Origin of the sequence: Indiicoccus explosivorum, from assembly GCF_002167005.1 — a bacterium.
GTDB classification, from domain to species: domain Bacteria; phylum Bacillota; class Bacilli; order Bacillales_A; family Planococcaceae; genus Indiicoccus; species Indiicoccus explosivorum.
In genome coordinates this window covers 1-26,631 of sequence record NZ_NHTN01000010.1, presented here as the reverse complement: position 1 = coordinate 26,631, position 26,631 = coordinate 1, and the positions used below count along the sequence as shown (strand labels likewise).

Annotated in this window: 28 protein-coding genes; 7 read left to right on the top strand and 21 right to left on the bottom strand. The window is 53.1% G+C overall.

The window, feature by feature from the left end; genetic code table 11:
* Positions 1-72 precede the first annotated feature (72 nt).
* Both CCE92_RS03500 and CCE92_RS03495 read right to left on the bottom strand, forming a co-directional pair.
* Positions 73-858 (bottom strand): AraC family transcriptional regulator, encoded by a 786-nt coding sequence (locus CCE92_RS03500; protein ID WP_088006141.1) that lies wholly within the window; start codon positions 856-858, stop codon positions 73-75.
* Positions 859-1,085: 227 nt separating this feature from the next.
* On the bottom strand, positions 1,086-1,994 hold the full coding sequence (locus CCE92_RS03495) for a diacylglycerol/lipid kinase family protein (protein WP_088006140.1): 909 nt from the start codon (positions 1,992-1,994) through the stop codon (positions 1,086-1,088).
* A gap of 106 nt (positions 1,995-2,100) precedes the next feature.
* Here CCE92_RS03495 and CCE92_RS03490 point away from each other — a divergent pair, with 106 nt between their 5' ends.
* The gene (locus CCE92_RS03490) at positions 2,101-3,252 is read left to right on the top strand and encodes an MFS transporter (protein WP_088006139.1); all 1,152 of its coding nucleotides are present in this window, start codon (positions 2,101-2,103) and stop codon (positions 3,250-3,252) included.
* 21 nt (positions 3,253-3,273) lie between these two features.
* On the opposite strand, the gene CCE92_RS03485 is transcribed toward CCE92_RS03490, so the two are convergent.
* Both CCE92_RS03485 and CCE92_RS03480 read right to left on the bottom strand, forming a co-directional pair.
* Entirely contained in the window at positions 3,274-3,630 is a 357-nt protein-coding gene (locus CCE92_RS03485) for a hypothetical protein (protein ID WP_088006138.1), read from the bottom strand.
* Between the two features lie 59 nt (positions 3,631-3,689).
* Positions 3,690-4,136, bottom strand: coding sequence for a GNAT family N-acetyltransferase (locus CCE92_RS03480; RefSeq protein ID WP_088006137.1), 447 nt, complete (start codon positions 4,134-4,136; stop codon positions 3,690-3,692).
* A 117-nt stretch (positions 4,137-4,253) separates the two neighbouring features.
* Between CCE92_RS03480 and CCE92_RS03475 the strand changes: the two genes are divergently transcribed.
* Complete coding sequence (locus tag CCE92_RS03475) at positions 4,254-4,754, top strand: GNAT family N-acetyltransferase (protein ID WP_088006136.1); 501 nt, start codon at positions 4,254-4,256, stop codon at positions 4,752-4,754.
* Between the two features lie 20 nt (positions 4,755-4,774).
* Here CCE92_RS03475 and CCE92_RS03470 read toward each other — a convergent pair whose 3' ends face one another.
* The 7 genes from CCE92_RS03470 to mntR form a co-directional block, all read right to left on the bottom strand.
* The gene (locus CCE92_RS03470) at positions 4,775-5,293 is read right to left on the bottom strand and encodes a DUF4064 domain-containing protein (RefSeq protein ID WP_088006135.1); all 519 of its coding nucleotides are present in this window, start codon (positions 5,291-5,293) and stop codon (positions 4,775-4,777) included.
* Positions 5,294-5,619: 326 nt separating this feature from the next.
* Entirely contained in the window at positions 5,620-5,904 is a 285-nt protein-coding gene (locus CCE92_RS03465) for a GNAT family N-acetyltransferase (RefSeq protein ID WP_088006134.1), read from the bottom strand.
* Positions 5,905-5,920: 16 nt separating this feature from the next.
* A complete protein-coding gene (locus CCE92_RS03460) occupies positions 5,921-6,892 on the bottom strand; it encodes a ring-cleaving dioxygenase (protein WP_088006133.1) in 972 nt (323 codons plus the stop codon).
* Positions 6,893-6,966: 74 nt separating this feature from the next.
* The gene (locus CCE92_RS03455) at positions 6,967-8,295 is read right to left on the bottom strand and encodes an FAD-dependent oxidoreductase (RefSeq protein ID WP_088006132.1); all 1,329 of its coding nucleotides are present in this window, start codon (positions 8,293-8,295) and stop codon (positions 6,967-6,969) included.
* A gap of 155 nt (positions 8,296-8,450) precedes the next feature.
* A complete protein-coding gene (locus CCE92_RS03450) occupies positions 8,451-9,341 on the bottom strand; it encodes a DUF1002 domain-containing protein (protein ID WP_088006131.1) in 891 nt (296 codons plus the stop codon).
* A gap of 61 nt (positions 9,342-9,402) precedes the next feature.
* On the bottom strand, positions 9,403-10,260 hold the full coding sequence (locus CCE92_RS03445) for a CvfB family protein (protein ID WP_088006130.1): 858 nt from the start codon (positions 10,258-10,260) through the stop codon (positions 9,403-9,405).
* A 17-nt stretch (positions 10,261-10,277) separates the two neighbouring features.
* Entirely contained in the window at positions 10,278-10,703 is a 426-nt protein-coding gene (gene mntR / locus CCE92_RS03440) for a transcriptional regulator MntR (protein ID WP_088006129.1), read from the bottom strand.
* Between the two features lie 150 nt (positions 10,704-10,853).
* Between mntR and CCE92_RS15690 the strand changes: the two genes are divergently transcribed.
* A complete protein-coding gene (locus CCE92_RS15690; RefSeq protein ID WP_144390969.1) occupies positions 10,854-11,009 on the top strand; it encodes a lmo0937 family membrane protein in 156 nt (51 codons plus the stop codon).
* Between the two features lie 25 nt (positions 11,010-11,034).
* Here the strand turns inward: CCE92_RS15690 and CCE92_RS03435 are convergent, their stop codons facing one another.
* Complete coding sequence (locus tag CCE92_RS03435; RefSeq protein WP_088006128.1) at positions 11,035-12,156, bottom strand: GNAT family N-acetyltransferase; 1,122 nt, start codon at positions 12,154-12,156, stop codon at positions 11,035-11,037.
* A 113-nt stretch (positions 12,157-12,269) separates the two neighbouring features.
* Here CCE92_RS03435 and CCE92_RS03430 point away from each other — a divergent pair, with 113 nt between their 5' ends.
* The gene (locus tag CCE92_RS03430) at positions 12,270-13,247 is read left to right on the top strand and encodes a DmpA family aminopeptidase (protein ID WP_088006127.1); all 978 of its coding nucleotides are present in this window, start codon (positions 12,270-12,272) and stop codon (positions 13,245-13,247) included.
* A 35-nt stretch (positions 13,248-13,282) separates the two neighbouring features.
* Here CCE92_RS03430 and CCE92_RS03425 read toward each other — a convergent pair whose 3' ends face one another.
* The 5 genes from CCE92_RS03425 to murB form a co-directional block, all read right to left on the bottom strand.
* Positions 13,283-13,603, bottom strand: a complete 321-nt coding sequence (locus CCE92_RS03425) for a fluoride efflux transporter FluC (RefSeq protein ID WP_088006179.1) — start codon at positions 13,601-13,603, stop codon at positions 13,283-13,285.
* 2 nt (positions 13,604-13,605) lie between these two features.
* The gene (locus CCE92_RS03420) at positions 13,606-13,962 is read right to left on the bottom strand and encodes a fluoride efflux transporter FluC (protein ID WP_088006126.1); all 357 of its coding nucleotides are present in this window, start codon (positions 13,960-13,962) and stop codon (positions 13,606-13,608) included.
* Positions 13,963-14,071: 109 nt separating this feature from the next.
* Positions 14,072-16,426 carry a penicillin acylase family protein gene (locus CCE92_RS03415; protein WP_088006125.1) on the bottom strand — a complete coding sequence of 785 codons (2,355 nt, stop codon included), beginning with the start codon at positions 16,424-16,426 and terminating at the stop codon, positions 14,072-14,074.
* Between the two features lie 292 nt (positions 16,427-16,718).
* Positions 16,719-18,194, bottom strand: coding sequence for a potassium/proton antiporter (locus tag CCE92_RS03410; protein ID WP_088006124.1), 1,476 nt, complete (start codon positions 18,192-18,194; stop codon positions 16,719-16,721).
* A gap of 139 nt (positions 18,195-18,333) precedes the next feature.
* Positions 18,334-19,251 carry a UDP-N-acetylmuramate dehydrogenase gene (murB, locus tag CCE92_RS03405; RefSeq protein ID WP_088006123.1) on the bottom strand — a complete coding sequence of 306 codons (918 nt, stop codon included), beginning with the start codon at positions 19,249-19,251 and terminating at the stop codon, positions 18,334-18,336.
* A 204-nt stretch (positions 19,252-19,455) separates the two neighbouring features.
* On the opposite strand from murB, the gene CCE92_RS03400 reads away from it, so the two are divergent.
* Positions 19,456-19,983 (top strand): YceI family protein, encoded by a 528-nt coding sequence (locus tag CCE92_RS03400; RefSeq protein WP_088006122.1) that lies wholly within the window; start codon positions 19,456-19,458, stop codon positions 19,981-19,983.
* A gap of 128 nt (positions 19,984-20,111) precedes the next feature.
* Positions 20,112-21,836, top strand: coding sequence for an ABC transporter ATP-binding protein (locus tag CCE92_RS03395; RefSeq protein ID WP_088006121.1), 1,725 nt, complete (start codon positions 20,112-20,114; stop codon positions 21,834-21,836).
* Between the two features lie 105 nt (positions 21,837-21,941).
* Here CCE92_RS03395 and CCE92_RS03390 read toward each other — a convergent pair whose 3' ends face one another.
* From CCE92_RS03390 to CCE92_RS03375, 4 genes are all read right to left on the bottom strand, one after another.
* Positions 21,942-23,480 (bottom strand): FAD-dependent oxidoreductase, encoded by a 1,539-nt coding sequence (locus tag CCE92_RS03390; protein ID WP_088006120.1) that lies wholly within the window; start codon positions 23,478-23,480, stop codon positions 21,942-21,944.
* Between the two features lie 112 nt (positions 23,481-23,592).
* A complete protein-coding gene (locus tag CCE92_RS03385) occupies positions 23,593-24,228 on the bottom strand; it encodes an FMN-dependent NADH-azoreductase (protein WP_088006119.1) in 636 nt (211 codons plus the stop codon).
* A gap of 80 nt (positions 24,229-24,308) precedes the next feature.
* The gene (locus CCE92_RS03380; RefSeq protein WP_088006118.1) at positions 24,309-25,016 is read right to left on the bottom strand and encodes a DsbA family oxidoreductase; all 708 of its coding nucleotides are present in this window, start codon (positions 25,014-25,016) and stop codon (positions 24,309-24,311) included.
* A gap of 38 nt (positions 25,017-25,054) precedes the next feature.
* Positions 25,055-25,984, bottom strand: coding sequence for a manganese-dependent inorganic pyrophosphatase (locus tag CCE92_RS03375; RefSeq protein WP_088006117.1), 930 nt, complete (start codon positions 25,982-25,984; stop codon positions 25,055-25,057).
* 195 nt (positions 25,985-26,179) lie between these two features.
* On the opposite strand from CCE92_RS03375, the gene CCE92_RS03370 reads away from it, so the two are divergent.
* Positions 26,180-26,631 (top strand): DUF7662 domain-containing protein (locus tag CCE92_RS03370; RefSeq protein ID WP_420913224.1); only part of this gene is annotated, 452 nt, incomplete at its 3' end.

Genomic DNA, 26,631 nt, shown 5'->3' with positions numbered 1-26,631 from the left:
GTGCCACCCAAAATTCAAACGCCTTGAGCGATCGCCTTCAGATTGACACAAAAAAAGGAGGGAATCCCTCCTTTACTTGCCGCTCGGCAGTGTGAACCGGAAGTACGGAATCTGTTGGCTGTCCCGGAACTGCTTCGGTGTCACACCGGAATATTTTTTGAAGATCCGGGTGAAATAGCTTTGGTTGCAAAAATGGAACTGACTGGAAATCGCCGAAATGCTTTTATTGGAATGGCGCAAGTAGTACTGCGATTCCTCCACCCGCCGGACATTCAAGTACTCGACCAGCGTAATGCCCGCATGCTCCCGGAAAATCCGGGACAAGTGGCTCGTGCTGATATGGAAATGTTTCGCTATGTCTTCGACGGAAAGATCGCGCTCGACTTCATCGTTTATGTACAGAACGACTTTGTTGACGGTCTGGTGCGTGAAGGATGGCTGCTGCCGTTCCGACAGAATGGATACGAAGAACTCGATCAATTCATCGGCTACAAGCAGGAATTCGGAGTCATTCATCCGGTTCTCCACGATTTCGATACAGGCTGCATTGAATGCGAAAGCCTTTTTCGGCGGCACTTGCGTTTCATACAATTTGCGCGCCATGATGGATGACAGGACTATGTAGTAGTTGCGGACTGCATGAATCATTTTTTTGCCCGACCGGGTTGCGATAAGGTCGATCAGCCGTCTCAAGCTTTTTTTCGCCCGGTCTTTCTCTAAATGATGAATTTCATAAATGAGCTGGGTTTCGATTTCGAAAAAATTTTCGAATCCTTCGTGCCGGCTCAGCGCTTCGTTCTCGATCATGAACAGTTTGGAAATAGTGTCTTGAATGGTCGGTGCTGTTGGCGTATTCATCTGATCCTCCTTACATACTGAAATACAGGCAAATATACTCAGTACCCTAACTATATAACGAAATCGGGAATAAGAGAATAGATTTACTTGCACTTCAGAAAAAAAATTAGGCAATTGGCACGCTTCCTAATATTATACGCTATATTGTACGTTCTGGTCGTCAAAAGGTTCCATGCGGAGGAAAAATCGGGCACGAAGCGGCGGAACGGCAAAGAACCGCTGCTTCATCAGCGGTTCTCCTGTTCCGCGTCTTCCGGAGGAACCAGCACTTGAAGATGACGCGGCAGTACCTCAATGGCGAATGGCGTTTCAAAGCCGGCTTCCCCATCGATATTGCATGACAGCGGCTCCTGTGTCCGGACCGTGGCTTTGCTTGTATGGATGACATCAACTGAAGGGTCATGCTCGAGCCGGCCCACGAGCAATTCACCCGCCATCCGGATGAACGCCGGGATCGCCGCGTTCTTTACTACGTATAAGTGCATCATCCCGTCGTCCGGCTTTGCATCCGGTGCCAGTTTCTCAAAACCGCCGACGGAATTTGTCAGTGCGGCGAGCACAAGCTTCGCTTCTCCCTTCCAGCTGCCATGGTCATGTTCGATTTCAAAGTAGACTTCTTCATCGCCTGTCAATGCCTTCAGTCCTTCCAGCAGATAAGCGAAAGCCCCAAGCTTCGTTTTTTGTTCAGGGGTCACCTGGTAAGTCGCTTCAGCCAGGCTGCCCAGCGCTAAAATGTTCATGAAGTAACGGCCGCCGGCTTTCGCGATATCCACTTCCTTCGGCACGCCGGCCTCCAGTGCCGCAATCGCTTCTTCGGGCTTCAGCGAAATCCCGAGCGCCCGCGCAAAGTCATTCACTGTCCCGAGCGGAATGAAGGAGAATAAAGGCTGATTATCCTGTTCAGCCAATCCGGCGACCGTCTCATTGATCGTTCCGTCCCCTCCCATCGCCATCACCAAATCGAATGCCCGTTTGCAGGCTTCCCCGGCAAACGCCGTTGCATCCCCTGCCGCCGCTGTCTCCCGGATTTCGGTCTCATATCCCATTTTTTTCAGTTCTTCAAGCACCAATTCACGGTAAGTGCCGGCTTCCTCTTTACCGGAAGATGGGTTTATAATGAACATGGCTCTTTTCATTCAGACGCCTCCATCACTGTAACTGACCTGTTGCACTATTCCCGAATTCCGTTACAATTAATCCGCGTGCCGACGGAATTGCCGGCCGCAGAAAGAGTGGACAGCCGTGAGATTTTTCACCTACTTTCTCATTTTCCTCGCCTTTTTTGATTTATTCGCCCAGCTTCCTGTCATCAGTCCGCTGGCGGCGTCCTTCGGCGCTTCCACATTCGTGACAGGCTTCGCTGTCGGCATTTATTCCCTGGCCAATATCGGCGGCAATATGATCTCCGGTATTCTGGCAGACCGGAAAGGCCCGTACCGGGTTCTCCTCATCGGACTTCTGCTTACCGCAGGCTCCCTTTTCCTTTATCAGCTCATTATCGGTCCCTACAGTCTGCTGGCTGTCCGTTTTCTTCATGGATTAAGCGCGGGGCTGATCATCCCGGCAGCTTTCACATATGCCGCAAACCGGACGGGAACGGAAGCGCGCGGCCGTAATGGCGCGGTCGCCGGCGCATTCATCGGACTCGCCGCGATTGCCGGCCCGGCATTCAGTGCGGTGACCGCCGCCAGGACAAGTGTCCCGTTTGTCATGTCCATCACCGGTTTTGCGCTCCTTGCCGCAGGCGCGGCCGCTTTTTTCGTCCTGAAACGGGGAACTGCGCACCGGAAACCGCCTTCGGAAGAAGCGGCCGCGGAATTGGCAGCTGCCATCTCACCGGGCTTACTCTTATCGTATGCCGGCGCCTTTTTCCTTATGTTTTCCCAAGGCGTCATCGCGTATATGCTGCCGCTTAGAGCGATCGGGCTCGGATTCGGCACAGAGACAGGCGGTTTGCTTCTCAGCGTTTTCGGATTAGCGGCCATTGCTGTATTCGCACTGCCGGTCAACCGGATTTTCGATATCGCGCCGCCCGTCTATACGATGGCCGGCGGTCTCGTCATCATGGCCAGCTCGCTGTTCGCCCTGAGCACCGCTGAATCACTGGCCGCCTTGTACAGTACGATGGCAGCTTACGGCATCGGATTCGCGTTTCTGTTTCCATCCATCAATTCCTTGTTGATCGACGCCACGTCCGCTTCAGCCAGGGGCAAGTCATACGGCCTGTTCTACGCGTGTTTTTCAATCGGAGTCGTCGCGGGATCCAGCATAACCGGGGCCCTTGGGCTTTCTGCAGACAGCAGTTTTGTTCTGTGCGGAATCCTGCTGCTCATGCTGGCGCTGTCCGGCCTGCTGATGAACACCCGCCGCTTATTGCCGCACAAAAAAGGATGACCGGGCCGGTCATCCTTTTTTCTATAGATTTTCCGTGTTGACGCGTTTGATCGGTGCGACAGATTCGGTGTCTTCTTCCTTTTCATCTCCGAGATCATTCGGTGACAATTTCTGTTTGCCGTCATCCAATCCTTCATCCGGTGCTTTCCGGTCTTTCTGGCTGTCTTTTCCGGCAAGTTTACCGGTCCGGGAATCCGTCACATGCTCTTCTTTCGGATCGTTGCTGTTGTCGAGATTTTGTGATTCCATGTATGAATTCACCTTCGCTTTCGCATTGTTAAAAGCAGCAGTGGCCTTCTCGCGATTTTCGGGTTTCTTTAAATAGGCATAGGTCCCTGCGGCCAGTCCCGCAAGAAGCAGTCCTCTCTTCCTTGCCATGGCATCGCCCTCCCGTTCTGTTTAATTATCTTTTACCCGCTATCACCAACTTTAATCGGTCAGTGGCTGACCAATTCCATATCAATGTGCGGAATCCCGTCTTCGTCATAAACTTCCGAAACCTGACGGAATCCGAATGACTCATAAAATGACTTTAAATGAGCTTGGCCCTGGAGAAAAATCCGGTCTTCCTTCCATTCTTCCAGAATAAAGTCGACACAGCGCCGCACAAGCTCACGGCCCAGTCCTGTCCCTCTCGTCCCTGGAGTTACGATCACCCGGCCGATTGCCGGCAGATTGTTTTTCATACCGCCGGGGACGAGCCTGGCATACGCCCGGACCTTTCCGTCCTCAATCGCAGTGATATGCACGCAATCGGGATCCAAGCCGTCGATTTCCGGGTATGGACAATTCTGCTCCACCACAAAAACATCCACCCGAAGTTTAAGGATTTCATACAGCAGCGGAGCGGATAGCTCACTGAACCGGTATGTATTCCATTCCATCCTATCATCTCCTCCTGTTCTGGCTGATACTCTCCTACCATACTAAATTATTGCACAAATGTGGATTATAAGAAGGAATTTTGATATGATGACGAAAACGACAGCTGAGGTGGTAACATGATTCGTCCAGGGACGGAACAGGATATTGAGGCAATTCAGGCGATTGCCCGGGCGAGCTGGCGCAATACCTACACTGATATTTATCCTGTCCGGATCCAGCAGGCTTTTTTGGATAAATCCTATTCGGATGCCATGCTCCAAAAACGCATTGAACGGACCATCCTGCTCATGGCCGAACATGAAGGGGAACCGGTGGGGTTCGCCAATTTCACAAAAGCGGACGAAGACGGGGATGCGGAACTGATCGCCCTGCATATCAGACCGGAATACCTCCGGAGCGGTTATGGCAGCCAGCTTATGCAGTACGGGATCCGGATGCTGGCAGGCGGACGCCAGCTGTCCGTCTATGTGGATGCGGATAACGGGAAAGCCCGGCGTTTCTATGAGGCGAACGGATTCACGTTTGTCCAGGAATTCGAAGAGGTGTTCGAAGGCCTGCCGCTTTATACAGCTGAATACATCCGGAAGCTCGACGAAAGAAAAGCACCTGCCCTATGAGGAGCAGGTGCTTTTGCGCTTTAAAGCGGGCGGTAAGGTGAATCTTCTTCCCGCTGCAGGTCTGGCTGCTGCGGGTCTTCGGCAAGCACGGGCTCTTCGGCAAGTGGCGGACGGCGGACGAAGCACATGATCGCCGCGACGTAGAAGATAAGGGCTGTCAGCGACAGCAAGCCGGACAGGATTCCGGCGATTACGAATAAAATACCGGCCAGTTTCGGCTTTTTATTGTCGTTCAAGTTGATGATCGCAACAACTGCAAGAGCGCTCGCCAGCGCCAGAACAGCGACGATCACCCAGCCGAAAACACCGAAGATGTCAGTGAAGCCGCTCACCAGGGCGACGGTCGCTTCCGCTTCTTCCGGGGTCAGCGTCGGATCGTTCAGGATATCTTCCTGAAGCTGGGCTTCGAACACACTGCCTTCGAATCCCCCGATGTTGATGATTGCAATTATGGTCAAAATGATCACGGTGACATTCAGCACAATCCCGATAATGCCGAGCGCTTTTTCCCATGTCCTTGAAAATGGTTTTCCGTACATCTGCTTCACCTCGCTTTTTCATTCTTTACTGAATACGTACAGTCCTGCAAAACGTTCCTTATTTTTCTTTTCCCATCAGAAATTTGACAAAACATGTTTAAAAATACGGCACCAGCGGGTACAAATGAAACATCAGACTAAGCAAAAAGATACTAACAACGAGGTGAACCATCATGGAAAATAAATTGATTTTCAATCAGGCAGATTTTATGTATGGAATAGGCGGCGCCTCGGTGCTGACCGCCATCGTCTTTATCGTGACTTCACTGTAACCGTCCATGATCCGGAAGTATATAAAACAGATCCGCTGGCTGCGGATCTGTTTTTCATTCTGCTTTTATATCGTCATAGTCGCTCGACCGTTCAAATGCCGTTACAACGTAAGAGCAGACCGGCTCGATTTTATAGTCGTTTTGCCTCGCGTAAGCAGCCGTCTGATCGAGCAGCTGTTTCGCAACGCCCTGTCCCCTGAGGGATGGATCTACGAACGTATGCTCAACCACCATGACATCCGCCATTTGAGTCCAGGTGATTTCTGCAGCAGTATTGCCATTCTCTTCTTTTCGGAACGCGAAGTGGTCATGGCCAAGTTCTGTCAGTTTAAATTCCATGCAAATCCTCTCCTTTTCATGTGCGGCTGATGGTCAGCGGACGCAGCGATGCTTCGATCGCTTCACGGCGCGGTTCAAGAAATGGCGGCAATGCCAGCGTTTCACCGAGCGAATCCAGCGGTTCGTCCGTATCGAATCCGGGCTCATCTGTCGAAAGTTCAAACAGGATGCCGTTCGGCTCACGGAAGTAAATCGCCTTGAAATAGTACCGGTCCACTTCCCCTGAAGTCCGGAATCCGTTTTGCCGTAGATACGCGTCCCATTTACTGTATTCTTCAAACGTCTCCACACGGAACGCCACATGGTGGACACTCCCGCGGCCTGGCCGTTCAGGCGGCATTCCTGGCCGGGTCTCCAAGTGCACTTCGCCTCCCGGCCCGCCTTCTCCGGTCGAAAATACCCGGATATCCGGCATTCCCTCCGCAAACGCGTCATATGTGCCGATTTCCCGGAAACCCATAATTTCCGTCAGCACACGGGCTGTCGGCCCGGCGTTCCGGACAGTGAGCGTTACCGGCCCAAGACCGGCAATTGCGTATTCTTCCGGAATCCCCGCCTGATTCCATGGTACACCGAACGGGATTCCATTTCCATTATCTGCTGTCAATAAAAGACGGGAACCTTCAAAATCTTCAAACGGCAAGACCGGCCGCCCGAACCGTTCGCCGATTTCCCCATGCGGCACCTTGAATTCTTCGAATCTGCTGCGCCAATAGTCCAGCGACTCCCGGCTCCGGACCCGGAACGACGTGCTGCTGATACTGGAACTGCCGGAGTAAGTGCGGCCGGCCATCGGAATGTCGAAGTATGTCATATCCGTCCCGGGAGTCCCGACGGCATCCGCATAAAACAAGTGATAAGAAGATGTATTGTCCTGATTGACACTTTTTTTCACAAGCCGCATTCCCAGGATCCTCGTGAAGAAGTCATGGTTTTTTTCCGCATTCGCGGTAATGGCTGAGACATGATGAATTCCTGCAAGTTCCATGGATGATCCGCCCCTTTATCTTGAAATCGAGATATAAATCGAGTTTATCATATCCATCCGGCACGGCAAAGGGTTCACCCTCGCCGTGCCGCCTGCTGGATGGGATCCCATGTGCCGTTGAACGGAGGCGCATAAGCCAGATCGAGATCCTCGAGGTCATGGAGCCTCATGCCATTGTACAGCGCGGTTGCCAGAACATCGATCCGCTTATCCGCTCCGTTTTTCCCGATGACCTGTCCGCCCAGCAGCAAATCATCTTCCGCTCCGTAAACCAGTTTGACATGCAGCGGGTTTGGATCCGGATAGTAGCCCGCGATATCTTTCGCCTTCACCCGTACGGTCTTAACCGGAATTCCGATTGCCTGCGCTTCTTTTTCTGAGAGTCCGGTCCGGGCAAGCGCCAAGTCCATGAATTTCAGAATCGAAGTACCTACGACTCCGTTGAACGTTTTTGGCATGCCGATCATGTTCAAGCCCGCGATGCGGCCTTGTTTATTCGCCGTTGTGCCAAGCGGAATGTAGTCGTCCTTCTTTTTGATCCGGTGATATTGCACAGCGCAGTCCCCCGCCGCAAATATGTCCGGCACATTCGTTTTCATGTAGCGGTCGACCTGGATGGCTCCCCGCACACTCGTGACGATGCCGGTGTCGGCGATGAAATGGGTGTTCGGGTAAGCGCCGACCGATAACAGGACGAGGTCTGCCGGATATGTCCCTTTATCCGTGCGGATCCGTTCCGCTTTTCTGTCACCTGAAATCTCTTCGACACTCTCCCTGGTGTGGACTTGGATTCCATGCCTGTCCGCTTCCGCATGGATCAGCTCCGCCATGTCGGCATCGAAGATTTTCGCGAGATGTCCGCCGCGTTCAATGATGCGCACTTCTTTTCCAAGCCCGCGGAAAACTTCCGCCATCTCCAGACCGATGGCCCCTCCGCCCACAATAGCGATATGCTTCACTTCACCATCAAGATCTTCCATAATGCGGTGAGCGTCCGGAATGGTTTTCAGCACATGGACGCCCGGTTTATCGCTGCCTTTAATATCCGGCATGACCGGGCTGGCGCCGGTCGCGATGAGCAATTTATCGTACCCGTACTCGAAAGGCTCCCCCGTTGCCGTCTTTATCCCCGAAACCTTCTTTTCAATCGGGTCGATCCGTTTAGCTGTATGTCCGGTCTTTGCATCGATTCCATACTTTTCCCGGAACGTTTCCGGTGTACGCGCGATCAGCCGGTCCGTGGAGGGAATCTGTCCGCTGATCGTATAGGGGAGACCGCACTGGCCATAAGAATAGGTCTCTCCTTTTTCGAGCGTCAGCACCTCCGCATTCTCCCCTTTTCGCACAATTTGCATGGCAGCGCTCATGCCTGCCGCATCCCCTCCGATAATTACAACTTTCATCCTCATCCTCCTCTGTCTTCAGCTTCCGCTTTTCTGGCAGATTTCCCTTCTCGCTTCCCGGTTAAACGCGCTGACGGAGAGCTTCCCAGGATTCATAGCTTCAAAAAAACGCCCGTATAGTGTTCGGACACTTTACGGACGGATCTTCGTCTTCTTTAATTGAAAAGCGAACGGATGGAATCGGCCAGGCCGCGGAAAAAGTTCCGGACGCTGTCCCAAAACCCTTCGTCGTTCACTGTATCGTTGATCGTACCCAGTGTCTCCTCGATCGTTTTGCTCAGATCATCGAGCTGGTCCGACCATTGGGAGAAGTCGATATCAAGCTGCCGGATCCGATCCATCAGGTCGATCAGAAGCTGACGGTCTTCCGGGCTGAGCTCGATCTGCAGCCGGGTGAGCTGCTCTTCGACAATCTGCTCCACTTCTTCACGGGAAGCCGGACTTTGTTCTGCAATCTGCTTTTTGATTTCTGTCAGCAGTTCGCTCACTTTTTCATCTTCCACTCCGTTGCCGACGATTTCTGTCGCCACTTCAAGTTCATCGTTCGCTACATCTGTCCGCTCCGGATCGAGCTGTTCACCGTTGACTTCATAGGCTTTGTAAATTCCAACGAGTGCCGAATGACCTGTAACGGGTTTCGGTGCCGCCACTTCCACGATTGCATTTTCGATTCCCGCCGTAAGGATGGCATTTGCGTACATGTCCGCCGTCACTTGAGTGATGTTTTCCGGCGTGACGATTTCAATGACAAGTCCTTCGCCCTCTTCCTGCCGCGTGATTTTAGCAGATGAATACATATTGGCGCGCGGGTCCCCGTCTTCAATATACTGAACCAGATCCTCACCGGTCACTTCAATTTCTTCCAATTCCGGTTCTTCCGCCACTTCCAGACTCTCCTGGACGCTTTCGCGTTCAGCTTCCGACAGGTCCCCTCCGTACACGACAATCGGCGGACCGAATTTTTCGTTGATGCCCGTATTTGCCAGCACTTGCACGGGAGCAGCTGCAATCAGCAGCAGGACAGCCAGTGAAATCAGTTTTTTCATAAGCGCATTCTTTCCCCTTTCTTCTCTGAGATTAGTACGTATGGTGCCGGGAAAGGTTGCATCAGCGGATCAGTTTTGTCCAGCCGTCCTCCTGCACGATCTGCCCGTTTTTCATCAGAGTGCCGAGGGCCCGTTTGAATGCGGCTTTACTCATATCGAACATTTCCCGGATTTCGTCCGGTGTCGATTTGTCCGTAAACGGCATTTCTCCGCCGGCCTGTTCCAAGTAACGTCTGATGGCTTCCGCATCCGCACCCAGCCGCTCCTGTTTTCTCGGCAGCAGGGAGCCATTGAGCGTTCCGTCTTCCTTCACTTCGATGATCCGGACGTCCACTTCCTCTCCAAGACGCGGTTCTTTCTCCCGCTCGGATTCATGGACGAATACCCGGTAACCTTCAGGGATCGTGACCAGGAACGTCCCCACCGGCAGCAGCCGGTACGGACGGGCTTTCAAGTTTTTGTTGAACACTTCTTCCGGCGCTTCACTGATCACTTCCAGCACCCGTTCCTCCGTCGCCAGACGGCCGAACAAATCACCGCTTTTATCGGTCCGCAGCGTCATGAACAGCTCGTCGCCCGGCTGCGGCCATAACTCCTCAAAACGAGGCAGATCTTCAGGCAGCACATATACTTCCCGGGTGGTGCCGATATCCATGACTGCGCCGTCCCGCTTCGAAGTTTTCAGCACTTTCGCCCATCCGAACCGCCCTTTCGTGATGTGCGGGATCATCGGCGTCGCCGACAGGCCGCCCTGCCGGTTCCTGTATAAGAACACTTCGATTTCATCCGCTGCCGCGTCCGCTCCTTCCAGCTCCGATTCGTTCATCATGACCTTCTCCATCCCATCCGTTAAGACCCATTGCGATGAAGAACGGTCTTCGATCCGCAGGACAGCCGTTGTTCCTGGTTCTAATGCCATTATTCCTGAATCCTCCTTCACTCTTCGTTTTCCTGTTCCGCCTTCAGTTCCTGCAGCCGGTCCAGTACATCCGGACTTTTTTCGAGCACATGGACAAGATCCGTGATCCGGTCGATCGCATCCCAGCTGAGATGGTGCTCGATCCCTTCTACATCCTCGTAAATCCGCCCTTCTTCCACACCGATCAGCCGCAGGAACTGCTCAAGCAGATCGTGGCGGCGGACTAGGCGCTTGCCGAGTTTCTCCCCTTTCGGCGTCAGGACGAGCCCTCTGTACCGTTCATATATCAGGTAGCCGTCCTTATCGAGCTTCTGCACCATTTTCGTCACGGAAGACGGCAGAACAGAAAGCGCTTCTGCGATATCCGAGACCCGGGCATATCCCTTCTGCTCGATCAGGGACGTAATGATTTCAATGTGATCTTCCATACTTGGAGTCGGCATGGTAACCCTCCCATCAACACTATGTTCAAGTTTACTATACCGCGCCACACCGGACAACTGAGCAAGGAATAAGACAGGTTTTACCGTCCACTTTTCCGGGTACTTCTTTACTAGCTTCAATTGTTCATTAGGAGAAAAGAGGTGAGAGGGATGGCCCGGATTCTTTGGATTATTTTAATTGTTATTTTAGCGATCTGGCTGGTCGGCTTCTTGCTGGATTTCGCCGGCGGACTGATTCACCTGCTGCTGATCGTAGCGGTCGTGATTCTGCTGATCAATCTGTTCACTGGAAGAAAAGGCGTGTAGAAAAAGGGATGGGCGGCAAGACCGCTCATCCCTTTACTTTTGCGTATATGCACGTATCCCGCAGCCCTTCTCCCGTTATGGAAAGGCTGTCTTTCCGAAGAATCCCTTCCAAGTCGAAACCGAGGCGTTCCGCCACTGCCCGGCTGCGGACGTTTTCGGTATCACAGCGGATTTCCACCCGGTTCGCTCCGAGGTCTTCGAACGCGAACTGCGCGATGCGGCCGACCGCTTCGGAGACATATCCTTTCCCTTCATACCGGCTGTCCACCCAATAGCCGACTTCGAATTTCCGGACGGTCCAATCAAACCGGTGGAGGCCGGATGAACCAACAAACTCACCGGTGTCTTTCAGGAAAAAATGCAGACGCAAGTCCTTGCGGAGCTGGAAATCCGCAGCCGCCTGGACGAGATTCGCTTCCACTTGACCGGCATCCGGTTTGTTTTGGGCGAACGGCATCCAGTTCCGGAGCGCCTCATGAGAATGCAGGATGGCCTCGAACACTTGCGGAGCATCTTCCCGCCGAGGCGCACGGATGACAAGCCGTTCCGATTCGAAAGCTTCCGGAAAATCGAACAGGACGGGATTGAACGGCGCTTTCCTGTCCGCTTCCTTGTCTTCCCAGCGGACCGGTGTCGTTGTGCCTGCTTCCCAGTCCTCGCGCGTGATGCCATAGGTCACCGCATCATAATACTTATTTTCGTTCGGCGAAAACCAGCCTTTCCGGATATGGGCTTCTTTGACGAAACCCGCCCGTTCGAATGCTTTGCGCATCGCGAAATTATCATGCCGCGTATTGCCTTCGAGCCGGATTTTTCTGTCCGGCAGGGAAAATACATAATCCGTCATGAGCCGGAGGGCTTTCGGGCCATACCCTTTCCCGCGATAAGGGCCGGCGATCCGGAGATCGAACAGCGGGATTTCGTCCTGGAGATCATAGATTTTCACCAGGCCGACCTGTTCCCCTTTTTCATTCTCCAGCCAGAACGTCTGGACCTGATCCGATTTATACCCTCCTTCACCGATCGTCTTTTCAATCAGCTCCCGCACCGGATGTTCGTATCCATGATAGGGCCAGGAGTTGCCGGTCATGAATTCGATCAGCTGCTCCTGTTCCTCCATCGTCCACTCTGTCAATTTTAGTGCCATTCCGTATTCTCCCCTGTTTCCGGGAAAAACGCCCGGAATGAATTTTCTTTTATTATACGCGAAAATTTCCGGCCGCGTCGAATGCTACAATGGAGAAAAAGGAGCGGATGCGGATGAATAAAGGACAGCGCAACACCATCACTGATGTCTCAGGCGTCAAAGTCGGGCATGTGACGCTGTATGAAAAAATATCGGAAACGGATACCATCTGTACAGGGGTGACAGCGATCCTGCCGCACAGCGGGAATCTGTTCAAAGAAAAAGTCCGGGCGGCGAGTTTCGTACTGAACGGTTTCGGCAAGACAGCGGGGCTTGTGCAGGTGGACGAGCTCGGTGTCATCGAGTCCCCGATCATGCTGACGAACACGTTCAGCGTGGCCGCTGTGCTGCAGGGGACGATGGACTGGATGCTGAGAGAAAATCCGGAAATCGGCGACGCCACCAGTTCCCTGAACCTCGTCGTCGGTGAATGCAATGACAGCTACTTGAATTCAATGCGGCTCATGGCGGTTGAACCGGGGCATGCCGAAGAAGCGATCCGGGCAGCGGACCGCGAATTCGCACAGGGAGCGGCCGGCGCCGGGAAAGGCATGGTCTGCTACGGGGTCAAAGGAGGGATCGGTTCCGCTTCAAGAATCGCCGAACATGGAAACCTTTCCTACACGGTCGGAGCATTGCTCCTGACGAACTTCGGCCGAAAAGAAGACTTCCGTCCGGCCCGGCTGCACGGTCCGGACCCCGGGAAACCGGACGGGTCGGTCATGATGATCATCGCGACAGATGCTCCGCTGGAAAGCCGGCAGCTGAAACGGCTCGCCAAGCGAGCAGCGATCGGACTGGGGCGCACCGGAACAAGCGTCGCAAACGGGAGCGGCGATATCGCGATCGCTTTCACCACCGCTTCGAACATAGCGCATGACTCGGAATCCGCTTTTGAACAAACCGCGCTGCTGCGTGACAGCCATCCGGTCATGAATGAATTGTTCGGAGCCGCCGCTGATGCGACGGAGGAAGCGGTTTATCAGTCCATTTTCCATGCCGAGACCACAATCGGCCGGCTTGGCCGGGTAGTGGAAAAAGGCGAGATATGATAAAAATCGCGGGTGCCAGGCACCCGCGATTTTTATCAGACCATCACAAAACCAATAGTAAAAAGACACAACCCACTGAAAATGGTGGCAAACAGGTAACCGGCCGCCGAATACACTTTCCCTTCCGCCAATCCTTCTGCAACGTCCAGCGCGAATGTCGAAAAAGTGGTGAAAGCGCCAAGAAACCCGGTCACCCACAACGGACTTTCCGAGAGCACCAGCCCGAGAAGAAAGGAGCCTGAACTATTGACGAGGAATGTCGCCCATCGTCCATGCCGGTTCCGCTGTTCGAACCGCGCGTATACAAGATATCTGGAAATGGCGCCAAGAAAGCCGCCGACTGCCACTTCGATCATCACTATTCCCGCCCCCTTCCTTTCCCGGTTTTCAGCCCCGCTAACGCTGCGAGGACGGCTCCCCCGGTCATCGATATTCCATAGAGCAAACCAAGCGGAAGTGAGTCTTCAAGAAGATGGAGCCATTGTGCAGAAAAGGCGGAAAAAGTGGTGAAGGATCCAAGCAGACCGGTGGTGATGAAAAGCATCACGCTCTTCGATCGCCTGCCGGTGAAGCGAACTGAGAGAAATCCAAGCAAAAAACTGCCGGTCAGGTTGACAAACAAAAGAATGACCGCTTCAGGCGCCGCCGCATATACACTTGCCCGGAGCAGCGCGCCTGCCGTTCCGCCCGTTCCGACCGCCAGTATGTTTTTCATCCATTCCCCTCCTTTGCCGCCTATTATAACTTTTAATTCGGTCATGTATCGTCCTTTTCAGCAATGGGCGACAAAAAAGAGCCGCACCCGGTGCGGCCCTCTCTGTTTCCTATTCCGGTTGCAGAATCAGCACGCTGCCTTCCGCATCGCCATCAATCGGTGTTGCGTGATAATCGCCTTCCACCCAGTCCGCGACCTGGTTGTCGTAGAACGGCGACTTTACATGCCCGCTCTGACCAGGTCCGACGATGTGATAGGTTTCCGACAGATCAGCGAGGTCCGCGACGAACCGCCACGATGCCCCGTGGTCGACGATTCCATCCGGATCGGAAGCGGCGGCCATGACGGTGACATTCGATCCGCCTACCGGTAAGATTTCCGGATTCATGAATTCAGCCAAGATCGGCGATGCCCCGCTGACCGGATGGGAAAAGAGCAGTTCATGGTATTTGCCCCAGTCCCAGTCACCGGCATCTTCTCCGAATTCTTCTGAAATCACCGCTTCAGCCGCCGTCAATGAATCCGATAGCCACTTCTCTACGCCGCCATATTCCTCGACCCATGCACCCGGTTCACCAGCGAACGCCTCCCGCATCAGCTGATCAGTGATATGGTTTTTGCCCGGCATCAGCTCATAGACATCCTCCGGCATCTTTTCTTCCCATAATGTGTCCGGCAATTCCCGGATCCACGTCCGGAAAATAAGCGGCGCCGCCTGATCCGCCTCATCCACTCTATTCCAGTCTTCCAATATGGCGAGCAGTTCGTCGTGTTCATCCGTCTCTGCCCGCACCGCTTCGATCATGGATGGCAGGAATTCTTCCGCGTACAGATTTTTCGTATCCATCTGCAGCTCCATCATATCTTCCGCCGTCAAATTCTCTCCGGCGCTCAGCACTTCCGCAATCCGCATATACCGGTACGGCTGTGCCCAGAAGTCCGTAATATGGTATTCATAGTTTTCGTCCACCACTTCATTGTTCGCTGTCGCAATAAACCCTTCTTCAGGGTTCACGACGACTGGCAGCTCATCATAAGGGACGTATCCTTCCCAGCCGTAGTCGGCGGAATCACCCGGTACAGGCAGCTGCCCGTCACCGGTTTTCCGGATCGGAATGCGGCCGTTCGCCTTATAAGCGATCGTCCCGTCTTCGGAAGCGAACACGAAATTCTGTGCCGGTGCCTGGAAATCTTCCAGCGCGTTTTCGAATTCGTCCCAGTCCGAAGCTTTATTCATTTTAAGGACCGCTTGCAGTTCCAATGTCGGTTCGAGTGCGGTCCACTGCATCGAGAACACAGCCCCCGGATCTTCTTCTTCATAGATGACATCTGAAATGACAGGACCGTGCCGGGTGACAAGCACCTGATAGTCGATCGGTTCACCGTCTTTCACCAAAATCCGCTCTTCCCGCACTTCCGCCTGTTCCCACTCCCCTTCATACAGGAATTGTGTCGGATCTTCCGGATTCGGTGTTTCAATATAAAGATCCTGGACATCGGGCCCGACGTTCGTTACACCCCAGGCGATTTCCTCGTTATGGCCGAGGATGATTCCCGGAATGCCCGCGAAAATGACACCGCTGACGTTCTGTTCCGGGCTTTCGAGGTGCATCTGATACCAAATGGACGGGGTGGACAGGCCGAGATGCGGATCATCCGCCAGCAGCGGTTTGCCGCTGGCTGTCTTCTCGCCCGAGACCACCCAGTTGTTGCTGCCGTTGAATTCCGGCGGCACGAGGTCTGCGTTGAACTCGCCCGCCACTTTCACTTCCATTTCCTTATTCGCTTCAATGATGGACGGCGCGTTGTCCGGATAAGTGATGAACAATTCCCGCGCTTTCTTTTCCGTAAATTCATTGAGTGCCCAGTGGCGGAACGCGAGCGCCGACCAGTGCCCGCCGAGGTCATAGGCCATGTATTTTCCGATTGTCAGTGAATCGAGCGGTTCCCACGGTTCCGGTTCATAACCGAGCAGCGTGAACTCGAACGGCAGCGTCCCTTCCGCCTTCGCATCTTCCATATAAGCGTTGACGCCTTCCGCATACCACTCCAGCACTTGCTCCGCTTCATCACTGTAGGCATCCAGTGATTTTCCAGCGGCATCCCGGAGACTGAATGTACGGAACAGCTTATCCGTTTCGACGGCCGCTTCACCGATCACTTCCGCCAGCTCCCCGCTCGCCTGACGTCTCGAGAGGTCCATCTGGAACATGCGGTCCTGCGCCTGCACGTACCCCTGCGCCCGGTACAGGTCCGCATCGGACTGAGCAGTGATGTGCGGTACTCCCATATCATCGCGCGTCACGGTCACTTCTTCTTCGAGCGCGGCCAGGGTAAGTTCCCCCTCAATGACCGGCTTTGATTTATTGATGAAAACGTTTACAAAAATAAGTGCGGCCGCCGCCAGCACCACCAAGGCCCCCACAGCGATCAGCAGCACCTTCAGCCATCTTCTGTTCTTCATTTTCCCCCGCCTTTTACCATTTTTCTCTTTAGTATACAGGAAAAATGACAGCAATAAACAAAAAATTCACACAAGAAAAGTGGAGGCGATCCGACAGGCCCGACAGGCATAAGGCTGCGTGCGCAGGAAGTCCTGATTTCCGCAGCGCGAAGGCTTATGACCCCGAGGGCCTGATCGCCGGAACTGGACAATAAGAAAAGTGGGGTCGATCCGATAGTCCCAATAGGCATAAGGCGGTGGGCGCAGGAAAACCTGGCGTCAGCGCAACAAAAAAAGATCCGCTATGCGCGGATCAATTGATAAAATCTTCTTCACCGAACACCATTCTGACATTCGGCACCTGTTTCTTCTCTGTCAGCACGTACAGCACATCCCCTGCTTTCAGCTTGGTCGGACCGGCCGGCATCACGAGGCGGCCGGAACGGATGATGGCTGAAATGAGTGTCTGGTCCGGAAGCCCGATCGCCTGCACTTGCTGGCCTGCGAAAGGCGACGACTCCGCGATGGCGATCTCCATCATTTCCGCATTCGCGCTTCCCATCGAAATGAGTTCGAGCGTATGGATCCGCTGCGGCATTTCAGGGCCGACAAGCTCCAGTTTCCTCGCCGCATATGGGATGGTCGATCCTTGGAAAAGCGCGGACGTCAGCACAATAAAGAAAACGATATTAAAGAAAAGGAATCCGTTTTCCAGTCCCGCAAGCATCGGAAAAGTCGCCAGGACGATCGGGACTGCGCCCCGCAGTCCTGCCCATGAAACAAAAAGGCGTTCCTTCAGTGAATAATCAAAGAATAGCATGGATACGAACACGGCAATCGGCCGGGCGATGAAAAGCAGGACGAACGACAGCACAAGGCCTTTCCAAATCAGCTCCCAGTTCGCAAGCTCACTCGGAAACACGAGCAATCCGAGGATGACGAACATGATGATCTGCATCAGCCAGGCCAGCCCCTCGTGGAAACTGATGATTGAATGGCTGTGTGTCAGGTCCCTTGTGCCGATCACCAGAGCGGCCAAATACACTGCAAGCAGCCCGCTGCCTCCGAGGACGGCAGTCACACTGTAGATGAACACCGCAAACCCTGCAGCGAGCACGGCATAGAGACCGGAAGCGTCCAGCCGGATTTTATTGATCGTATAAGATGCAAACCATCCGAGAACCACACCGACCAGGATGCCGACGCCCATCTGGACAAAAAATGCGCCGATGAGATTCAGAAAGGACGCATCGGGAATTTGGATCAGCTGGATAAACGCAATGGTCAAGAACATGGCCATGGGGTCATTCGTCCCTGATTCCGCTTCCAATGTCGCAGAAAGCCTTGAGCTGATGTTCTGACCGGTGAGCACGGAAAAAACAGCCGCCGCATCTGTCGAACCGACAATAGAACCCAGCAGAAAGGCTTCCAGCCAGGAAATGTCGAGGACGTAAAAAGAGGCGATTGCCACAATCGCTGTCGTGAGGATGACACCGAGCGTGGCGAGGACAAGCGAGGTTCCCATTACGGGCCGTATGATCCGCCATTTTGACTGGAGGCCGCCCTCGAACAGGATGACCACGAGAGCAAAAATCCCGACGAGCTGAGCAGCTTCCGCATCCGTAAAGTAAATCAGCCCCGAAATATCACTGCCGAGCACCATGCCGACGATTAAGAAGAGGACGAGGGAAGGCACTCCGAAACGGGCGGAAACAGTTGTCATGAACACGCCGATCAGCAGGAAGAGCCCGCCGAACAGCAAAATACCATTTATCGTGAATTCGCTCATTATCCCCCTCCTTTCCTTGACCGTATCCCTTCAACCATATCATAAATCTGCGGTCCCGTCCGGCTTGGCCTTCCAGCCTGCCATGCTCCCGGAACCGCGGCATAACAAAAACGCCGCATCACCTGATGCAGCGCTTTCCTTATGATCTGTCTTCTCCGACGATTTTCACTTCAAGTTCGAGATCGACACCGAATTTTTCACGCACCGTGGTCTTGACCAGTTCGATTGTCCGGATATAATCCCCGGCGGTGGCGTTGCTTTTATTGACAATAAATCCGGCATGCTTCGTCGAGACTTCCGCGCCGCCGAACCCCTTGCCCTGCAGTCCGCTGTCCTGGATGAGCTTCCCGGCAAAATTGCCCGGCGGCCGTTTGAAGACACTTCCGGCAGAAGGGAACTCCAGCGGCTGTTTCGACTCCCGCTGGTATGTCAAATCCGCCACTTTCGCATCGATCTCCTTCTGGTCCCCAACTTCAAGACTGAAATCCGCCGACAGGACATAGTAGCCGTTTTTGGCGATAATGCTCTTCCGGTAACCGAGCTCCAGTTCTTCCTTCGACAGGACGAGCCGTTCCCCTTCCCGTGTCAGGACAGTGGCCTGGCGGATGATATCCTTAATCTCCCCGCCATACGCCCCGGCATTCATCGCCATCGCCCCTCCGACAGAACCCGGGATGCCGCAGGCGAACTCAAATCCGGTAAGCGATGCATCCGCCGCTGCCCGGGAAACATCTCGGATGTTCGCCCCTCCCTGCGCGTGCACTTGTGTCCCTTCGATCCGGATGTCTGTCAAAGACTCCATTGACAGGACGATGCCCCGCACGCCGCCGTCACGGACAACCATGTTCGAACCGTTGCCCAGCATCAGCAGGGGAATTCCATTCACTGCCGCATACGTTACCGTCTTTTCAATATCTTCTTCAGCAGCAGGAGCCACGAAAATATCCGCGGGCCCGCCCATTTTTGTTACAGTATGCAAACAAAGCGGCTCATCTTCCTTTACACGCTCTTTAGGCAGAAGCTGCCGCAGGTCTTGCAGCCATTGTTCTTTCGTCATATCACGCAAACCCTTTCCACACGTTTCAATACAACAAGTATGCGGTTTCGGGCCGTTTTTGACAAGTGAAAGCGGAACAGAAAACTGCAATACAGCGAATAATTTTACTTAGAAACCGAGATATTTAAATTAAAGAATATTGACTTAAATGTAATGACACCTTATAGTTAAGTCGTACACTACATATTTCAGGAGGAATGACAAATGAAAAAGTTGAATGTAGATCCTTCCCATTCAAGCATCGGTTTTACGGTCAAGCACATGATGATTTCAAAAGTGCGCGGTTCATTCGAAAGCTATGAAGCGGAAGTCGAAACACCCGAAGACAGCCTGAAGGATGGCAAAATCGATTTTAAAATCGATGTGGCAAGCATCAGCACAGGAAGCGAAGACCGCGATAACCACCTGCGCTCCGCAGACTTCTTCGATGCCGAAAACCATCCGCACATCACTTTCCGCTCGACTGAAATCCGGGACAATGGCGGAGATGAATATGAACTCACCGGGGATTTGACCATCAAAGGCGTCACCCGGCCGGTCACATTCAAAACCGAATACGAGGGCAAAGGCACAAACCCATGGGGTCAGGAAGTCGTCGGTTATTCCGCTGACGGAAAGATCAACCGGAAAGATTTCGGCTTGACATGGAACCAGCCGCTGGAGACCGGCGGCGTGCTTGTGGGCGAGGATATTAAGATTTCTGTTGAAATCCAGGCATCAGCCGCCCAGTAAATGTATCGCATCCGGAAATTTTCCGGATGCTTTTTATTTTTTCCTCTCAGGTCCGCTTCCCTGCCAGTCGACAAATGCGCCGTTTTTCAGCACAATGAAGTTATTACCGCATTCGAGGAGTCCTTAACATGAACAGTAAAACAACCGACTGGAGGCAGTTCCTGCAGCTGGTCCGCTCGCTGGACTGGCCGGCAGCTGTCACGGCCGCCGCTCTTCTGCTGGCGCTCATCAGCACGGCAATCGGCCTGGCAATCCCGCTTGTGACCCAGCGACTGGTCGATACGCTATCCGCAGCGGACTTGGACTGGCGGCTGTTCGGCGTGCTGCTCGCTGTCTTTCTGCTACAGGCAGTGGCAGGCGGTGTTTCTTACTATATGCTGACTTACATCGGCGAATCTATCGTAGCGGACTTGCGGGAACGGCTTTGGCAGCATGTGCTGCGTCTGCCGGTCCCTTACTTCGACAGTCATGAGACCGGCCAGACCATGAGCCGGATCACCCAGGATACGTCAACACTGAAACAGCTGGTGACCGACCATGCCGTCACCTTTCTAACAGGCATACTGTCAGTCGTCGGCGCCGTCATCATCCTGCTGTTCATCGATTGGAAAATGACCCTCATCATGCTGGTGAGTGTGCCGGTCGCGATGGCGATCATGATTCCGCTTGGCCGGATGATGCATAAGGTGGCTCGTGCAACACAAGATGAAATGGCGGCATTTTCGGGATTGCTGGGCCGCGTGCTCGCTGAAATCCGCCTCGTGAAAGCTTATCGGGCCGAGGAACCGGAGCGGGAGAACGGCAAAGCGGCGATCCGGCGCCTGTTCGGTTTCGGGCTGAAAGAAGCGAAAATCCAGGCGGTCGTTTCCCCCTCGATGACATTCATCATGATGGGGATTCTTGTCGTCATCCTCGGGTACGGCGGCGTCCAGGTCGCTAACGGCAGTCTGACAGCCGGTGAACTTGTCGCAATCCTGTTTTATCTGTTCCAGATCATTGTTCCGTTCGCCCAAATGGCGGCATTCTTCACGGCCTTCCAGAAAGCGGTCGGCGCGACCGACCGCATTCAGCGCATCCTCCAGTCTCCGACAGAAGAAAGTGCCGGTATCGCCAGGTCAAAAGGGTCCGATATTACATTCAGTCATGTCAGTTTCGCTTACGAGCCCGGGAAACCGATCCTCCGGGACGTCACGTTCACTGCCGCCGAAAGCAAAGTCACTGCGTTTGTTGGACCGTCAGGCGGAGGCAAGACGACGATTTTTTCATTGATCGAACGCTTCTATCAGCCGGATACCGGGACGGTTTCTTCCGGAGGGACGCCCATCACCAGTTTTCCGCTGCGGGAATGGCGCAGGAAAATCGGTTATGTATCGCAGGAAAGTCCGCTCATGAGCGGATCGATCCGGGATAATATTTGCTACGGCCTGCAGGAAGAAGTGCCGGATGATCGGGTGACAGCGGCTGCAGAAGCAGCAAATGCCATTGAATTCATCGACCGGCTGGAAGACGGCTTCGATACGCTCGTCGGTGAACGGGGCATGAAGCTGTCAGGCGGGCAGCGGCAGCGCATCGCGATCGCAAGAGCGATCCTCCATGACCCGGAAATCCTGCTGCTTGATGAAGCGACATCCAACTTGGACAGCAGTTCCGAAATTCTTGTCCAGGAAGCACTGCAGCGGCTGATGAGCGGCCGGACGACGCTTGTCATCGCTCACCGGCTGTCGACCGTGGTCCGTGCAGACCAGCTGATTTTCCTCGAACAAGGGCAAGTGACAGGAACCGGCACACACGAGGAACTGCTGGCGACACATGAACTTTACCGGACGTTCGCGGCCGGTCAGGGATTGGAGTAACGCTTTTAAGTGCCTGGCACCGATTTTCACAATTGCATAGTCGATTGCGAAAAATGGTGCCAGGCACTCCTTCCAATGAAAAAAGCTGCCCTGCGGCAGCTTTTTTCATTGATCCATAATTTTATTGAGCGGTTTTACAGCCGGCCCGTTCAGTACTTCACCTGTATACTTGAACCGGGATCCGTGACAAGGGCAGTCCCACGACTTCTCGGCTTCATTCCAGTGTGTTTCGCATCCCATATGCGTACACGTCGTATCGACCAGATGGACTTGGCCGTATTCATCTTTGTAAGCGCCGGCCCGTTTGCCATTGGAGGACACGACACCGCCCTCTCCCTTTTCGAGGTCTTTTGCCGTTTTCGCCGGCCGTTCCAGTTTGCCGCCGACCAATTCTTTTGCCACTGTCGCATTGTCTTTCAGGAACTTCTTTGCATCTGTCCCTTTCATTTTCGAGCGTGTCGGATTGAACACGTGGGCATACCGGTTTTCACGCCCCAGAATCTGGTCGGTCAGGAGAAGCCCGGCTAAAGCTCCGGCTGTCATGCCCCACTTATGGAATCCGGTCGCCACGAGCAGGTTATCATAGCCGGATGTCATTGTGCCGATATAAGGCACTTCATCCAGTGTCGTCATATCCTGTGCGCTCCAGCGGTACGGGATTTCATCGATCCCGAAGTACTTATCGCCGAATTCGGCCAAATTCTCATAGTGCTGCATCGTGTCTTCTTTGCTCATGCCGACCCGGTGGCCGTCTCCGCCAAGCAGCAGGATTTTCTCGCCGTCCGTATCGAGTGCATAGCGGATGGAGCGTTTCGGCTGATCGGCACTGATATACATTCCATCGGGAATGACGGTCGCCGTCGTCTTTGCCCCGATGACATACGACCGGCTGATATTCATCCGTGCAAAATACATCCCATCTCCGGCATTGAATGGATAATGCGTCGCAACCACCACTTTATCGGAGGAAATATGCGACATGTTCTCCGTTCGGATCACCGGATCTTTATGATTCACCACTTTGATCGCCCGTGTTTTCTCATAAATCTTGCCGCCGTTGTCCTCAATCTCCTTAATGAGCGGCGCAAGGAATTTAACCGGATGGAATTGCGCCTGGTTCCGCATGACGATGGCCTGTTTCACGTCGATCGGGAATGAGGCCTCGACTTCCGCAATCCCGCCGTCGATACCAAGCGTTTTATATGCTTCTGCTTCTTCCTCCAATTTCATCTTCGTCTTCTCGGATTCGGCGTAAATGTAAGCATCCTGCCCAGCAAAATCGCATTCGATCCCGAGCTCATCCATTGTGTAACGGAAGAAATTCAGCGCATCCATATTCGCCTCATAATACAATTTTGCCGTCTGCTCACCAAAAGTCTTGATCAGTTTGTGATAAATCGGTCCGTGCTGCGCTGTCACTTTTGCCGTCGTATGTCCGGTGACACCTTCCAGCAGTTTCCTCGCTTCGATAAGCGTCACCTGTTTGCCGGCTTTTGTCAGCAAATACGCTGTTATGATTCCGGCGATCCCGCCGCCGATGACGGTGACTTCAGTTGAAACGTTTTCCTGAAGAGCCGGATAATCCGCAATCCCCCGGTCCTGCTGCCATAATGAATTATGTTCCGGAATTTGAAGTTCAGCCATGGTTTTCCTCCTTATTCCCTTTTTCTATCCTCTACCCTAATCATTTGCAGATTAAGCGAGCGAATAAAAAAAGACCTGCCGGCTTTGTGGGCCGGCAGGCCGTCAGTTGGCATCACGCAAACACTTTCGTCAGGCTGCGCGCCGTTTCTGCTGTTTTATCCAGTCCCTCGGCGATGATCTCATCCGCCTGCTCCGGATACTGATTGTGCCCTTCAATGATGACTTCTTCCATATTCGAGTCCTGGATGCCGAAGAAGTTCATGATCTGCTTCACGTAATTGACACTCATTTCGAACGGCGCCATTTCCGGTGTCGAATAGACACCGCCGCGCGCGTTCAGGATGACGACTTTCTTATCCGGCACAAGACCTTCCGGGCCTTCTTCCGTGTACTTGAAAGTCACGCCGGCGCGGTAAATATAGTCGATGAACGTCTGAAGCGGTGCTGGAATGGTTTTATTCCACAGCGGGAATGCGAAGACGACGACATCCGCTTCCATGAACAGGTCGAGCGCTTTGCTGGATGCTGTCAGTATGCGCTGTTCAATTTCCGTCAGTTCTTCCGCCTGCGCAGATTTTTGCATGGCACTGAAGAAATCCTGCCCGAAATACGGCATATCTTCTTTATAGACATCGAATGTTGTCACGTTCACATCCGAAGTGACATTCTGCATGAATGTTTCATACATCCGGCTTGAGATCCCTTCGGACGCGGGACGGTTATTGGCTTTGACGACGAGTACGTTCATTAATGAAAAACTCCTTTATTTGATAAATATTTATCTTGAATCGAAGACGTTTACCATCATAAATAAAAGCAGAGCGGAAGTCAACCGCTCTGCTTGGTATTGCATGCCCCGTCCGGTTCTGATTCGACGATCGGTTCCAGAACAGGCGTCAGCCCTTCTTCCTCCGCCACCTTACGGAGGGCTTCTTCAAATACTTCGACAGGCTGTGCCCCTGAAATGGAGTATTTTCCATTAATGACGTAATAGGGGACACTGTTAATCCCCAGCTGCTTGGCCTGTCTGATATCCTCCAGTACCTCTTCCTTAAACTGATCGGATCTCAGCACTTTTTCAGCTTCGTACTTCGGAAGTCCGATTTCGTCAGCCATCGAGACGAGAACTTCTTCCACACCGATCTTCCGGCCTTCTGTGAAATAGGATTTGAAAACATATTCATCGAATTCTTTCCGTTTCCTGCGGATGGCCGCCCACTTCGAGAGGCGGTGCGCATCGAACGTATTGACTGTCACCATAGCGTCGTAGTCGAAATGGAGGTCTGTCGATTTAGCCAGATCCGTTGTGTTATCGGTCATTTTCCGCACTTCTTCTTCCGACATGCCATACTTCTTGGCAAGGCCTTCCCGCACGGTCTCCCCGGAAACAGCCGGCGCATCCGGGTCAAGCTGGAACGCTTTGAAGTCCAAATCCGTCGTTTTTTCGAAGCCGGTCCTTTTGATCGCTTCCTCGATCCGCCGCTTGCCGATATAGCAAAAAGGGCAGACGTAATCCGACCAGATATCGATTTTCATGTTCTTCACCTCTCTCTGCAGATCCGGTATGCAAGGAATCAGCTTTTGAACGCTTCTGTAATCACCGGGACAATCTGCTTTTTTCGGGAAACGACACCTGGCAGCGCCAGGCGGTTGTTTTCTTTCTTTGTCTCAAAAGCGTCTTCCATCGCTGCCGCCTCGTCTCCGAGTACGAGCGCGACCGAATCACTGTTCAAAATATCCGTGACGACGAACATGAACAGATCCAGTCCTTTATCGGAAATCTTGCTGCTGATGAGCTTTTCCAGTTCCTCCTGCCGCTCGAGCGCTTCTTCGACATCCACGGCGTTCACTTGTGCCACTTCAAACTGCTTGCCGCCCGCTTCGAATTCCTTCGAGTCCAACGAGATCAGTTCTTCGAGTGATTTACTGCTGAGATCAGCCCCTGCTTTCAGCATTGCAAGCCCATATTCCTCAGCATCTGTTCCTGCGATGGCAGCCAGTTCTTTTGCAGCCTGGATGTCCTCTTCCGTACAAGTCGGTGATTTGAACAGCAGCGAATCCGAAATGATGGCGGACAGCAGGAGTCCCGCCACGTTTTCAGGAATCTCCACCTCTTGTTCTTTGAATAGCTTCAAGAGAATCGTAGCGGTGCATCCTACAGGTTCCGCACGGAAATAGAGCGGATCCGCCGTCTGGAAGTTCGAAATGCGGTGGTGATCCACCACTTCGATGATTTTCACGTCGCCGATGTCGTCTGCGCTTTGCTGGCGTTCGTTATGATCGACAAGGATGACTTGGTCCGCTTCGTCTGAAACCCGCTGCACAAGACGCGGTGCTTCCGTATTGAACCGGTCAAGTGCATAGGCGGTTTCGCCGTTCACTTCGCCGAGGCGGACCGCTTCTGTATCCATTCCCATTTTTTCCTTCAAATATGCATAGGCGATTGCAGATGCAATGGAATCTGTATCCGGATTCTTGTGTCCAAACACTAATACTTTTGACATTTCAGTTCCTCCTGTTTCCTGTCATTTCCGTCCTTTATTTTATCACAGCCGCCTTTCAAAACAAAAACGGATCACTCCCGGTATCAGGAACGTCTCTTTTGGAAATTTTAAAAGAACGTATGTACAAAGTACTAAACGGGGTAGTATAATACTCATAATATCGGTAATTATCTTTTACTGAAAAGGAGGGGCGCCATGGACAAAAATCCGGAGAAAAAGTACCTTTCACTGGCCGACTACTTCCGCAGCGCATCGAGCAGCAGGATCGTGCTCTCTTTCCAGGAAATCGAGCAAATAATCGGCCACCAGCTTCCAAATGCCGCTTACTTGAATAAAAGCTGGTGGAAAAAGACGAAACCGCCCGCCCGGCATTTCTATGCCTGGACGAATGCGGGATATGCCGTTGAAAATGTCGATTCTGCCGGAAATGTGACTTTCATCAGGACGGATGGTGCGTTCCATGCGGCTGAAACGGATGAATCCGCTGACAGGATACTGCTTGTGCGGCCGGCTGAACCGGATGATGCGCGTTCTTTTCTCGAAATGCAGCGTACCGTGGAGGCCGAATCCCCTTTCATGCTGTATGGCCGCGACGAACGGAACATATCTACACAGCAAATGCGCAAAGAGATGACTGCGTGGAAAAA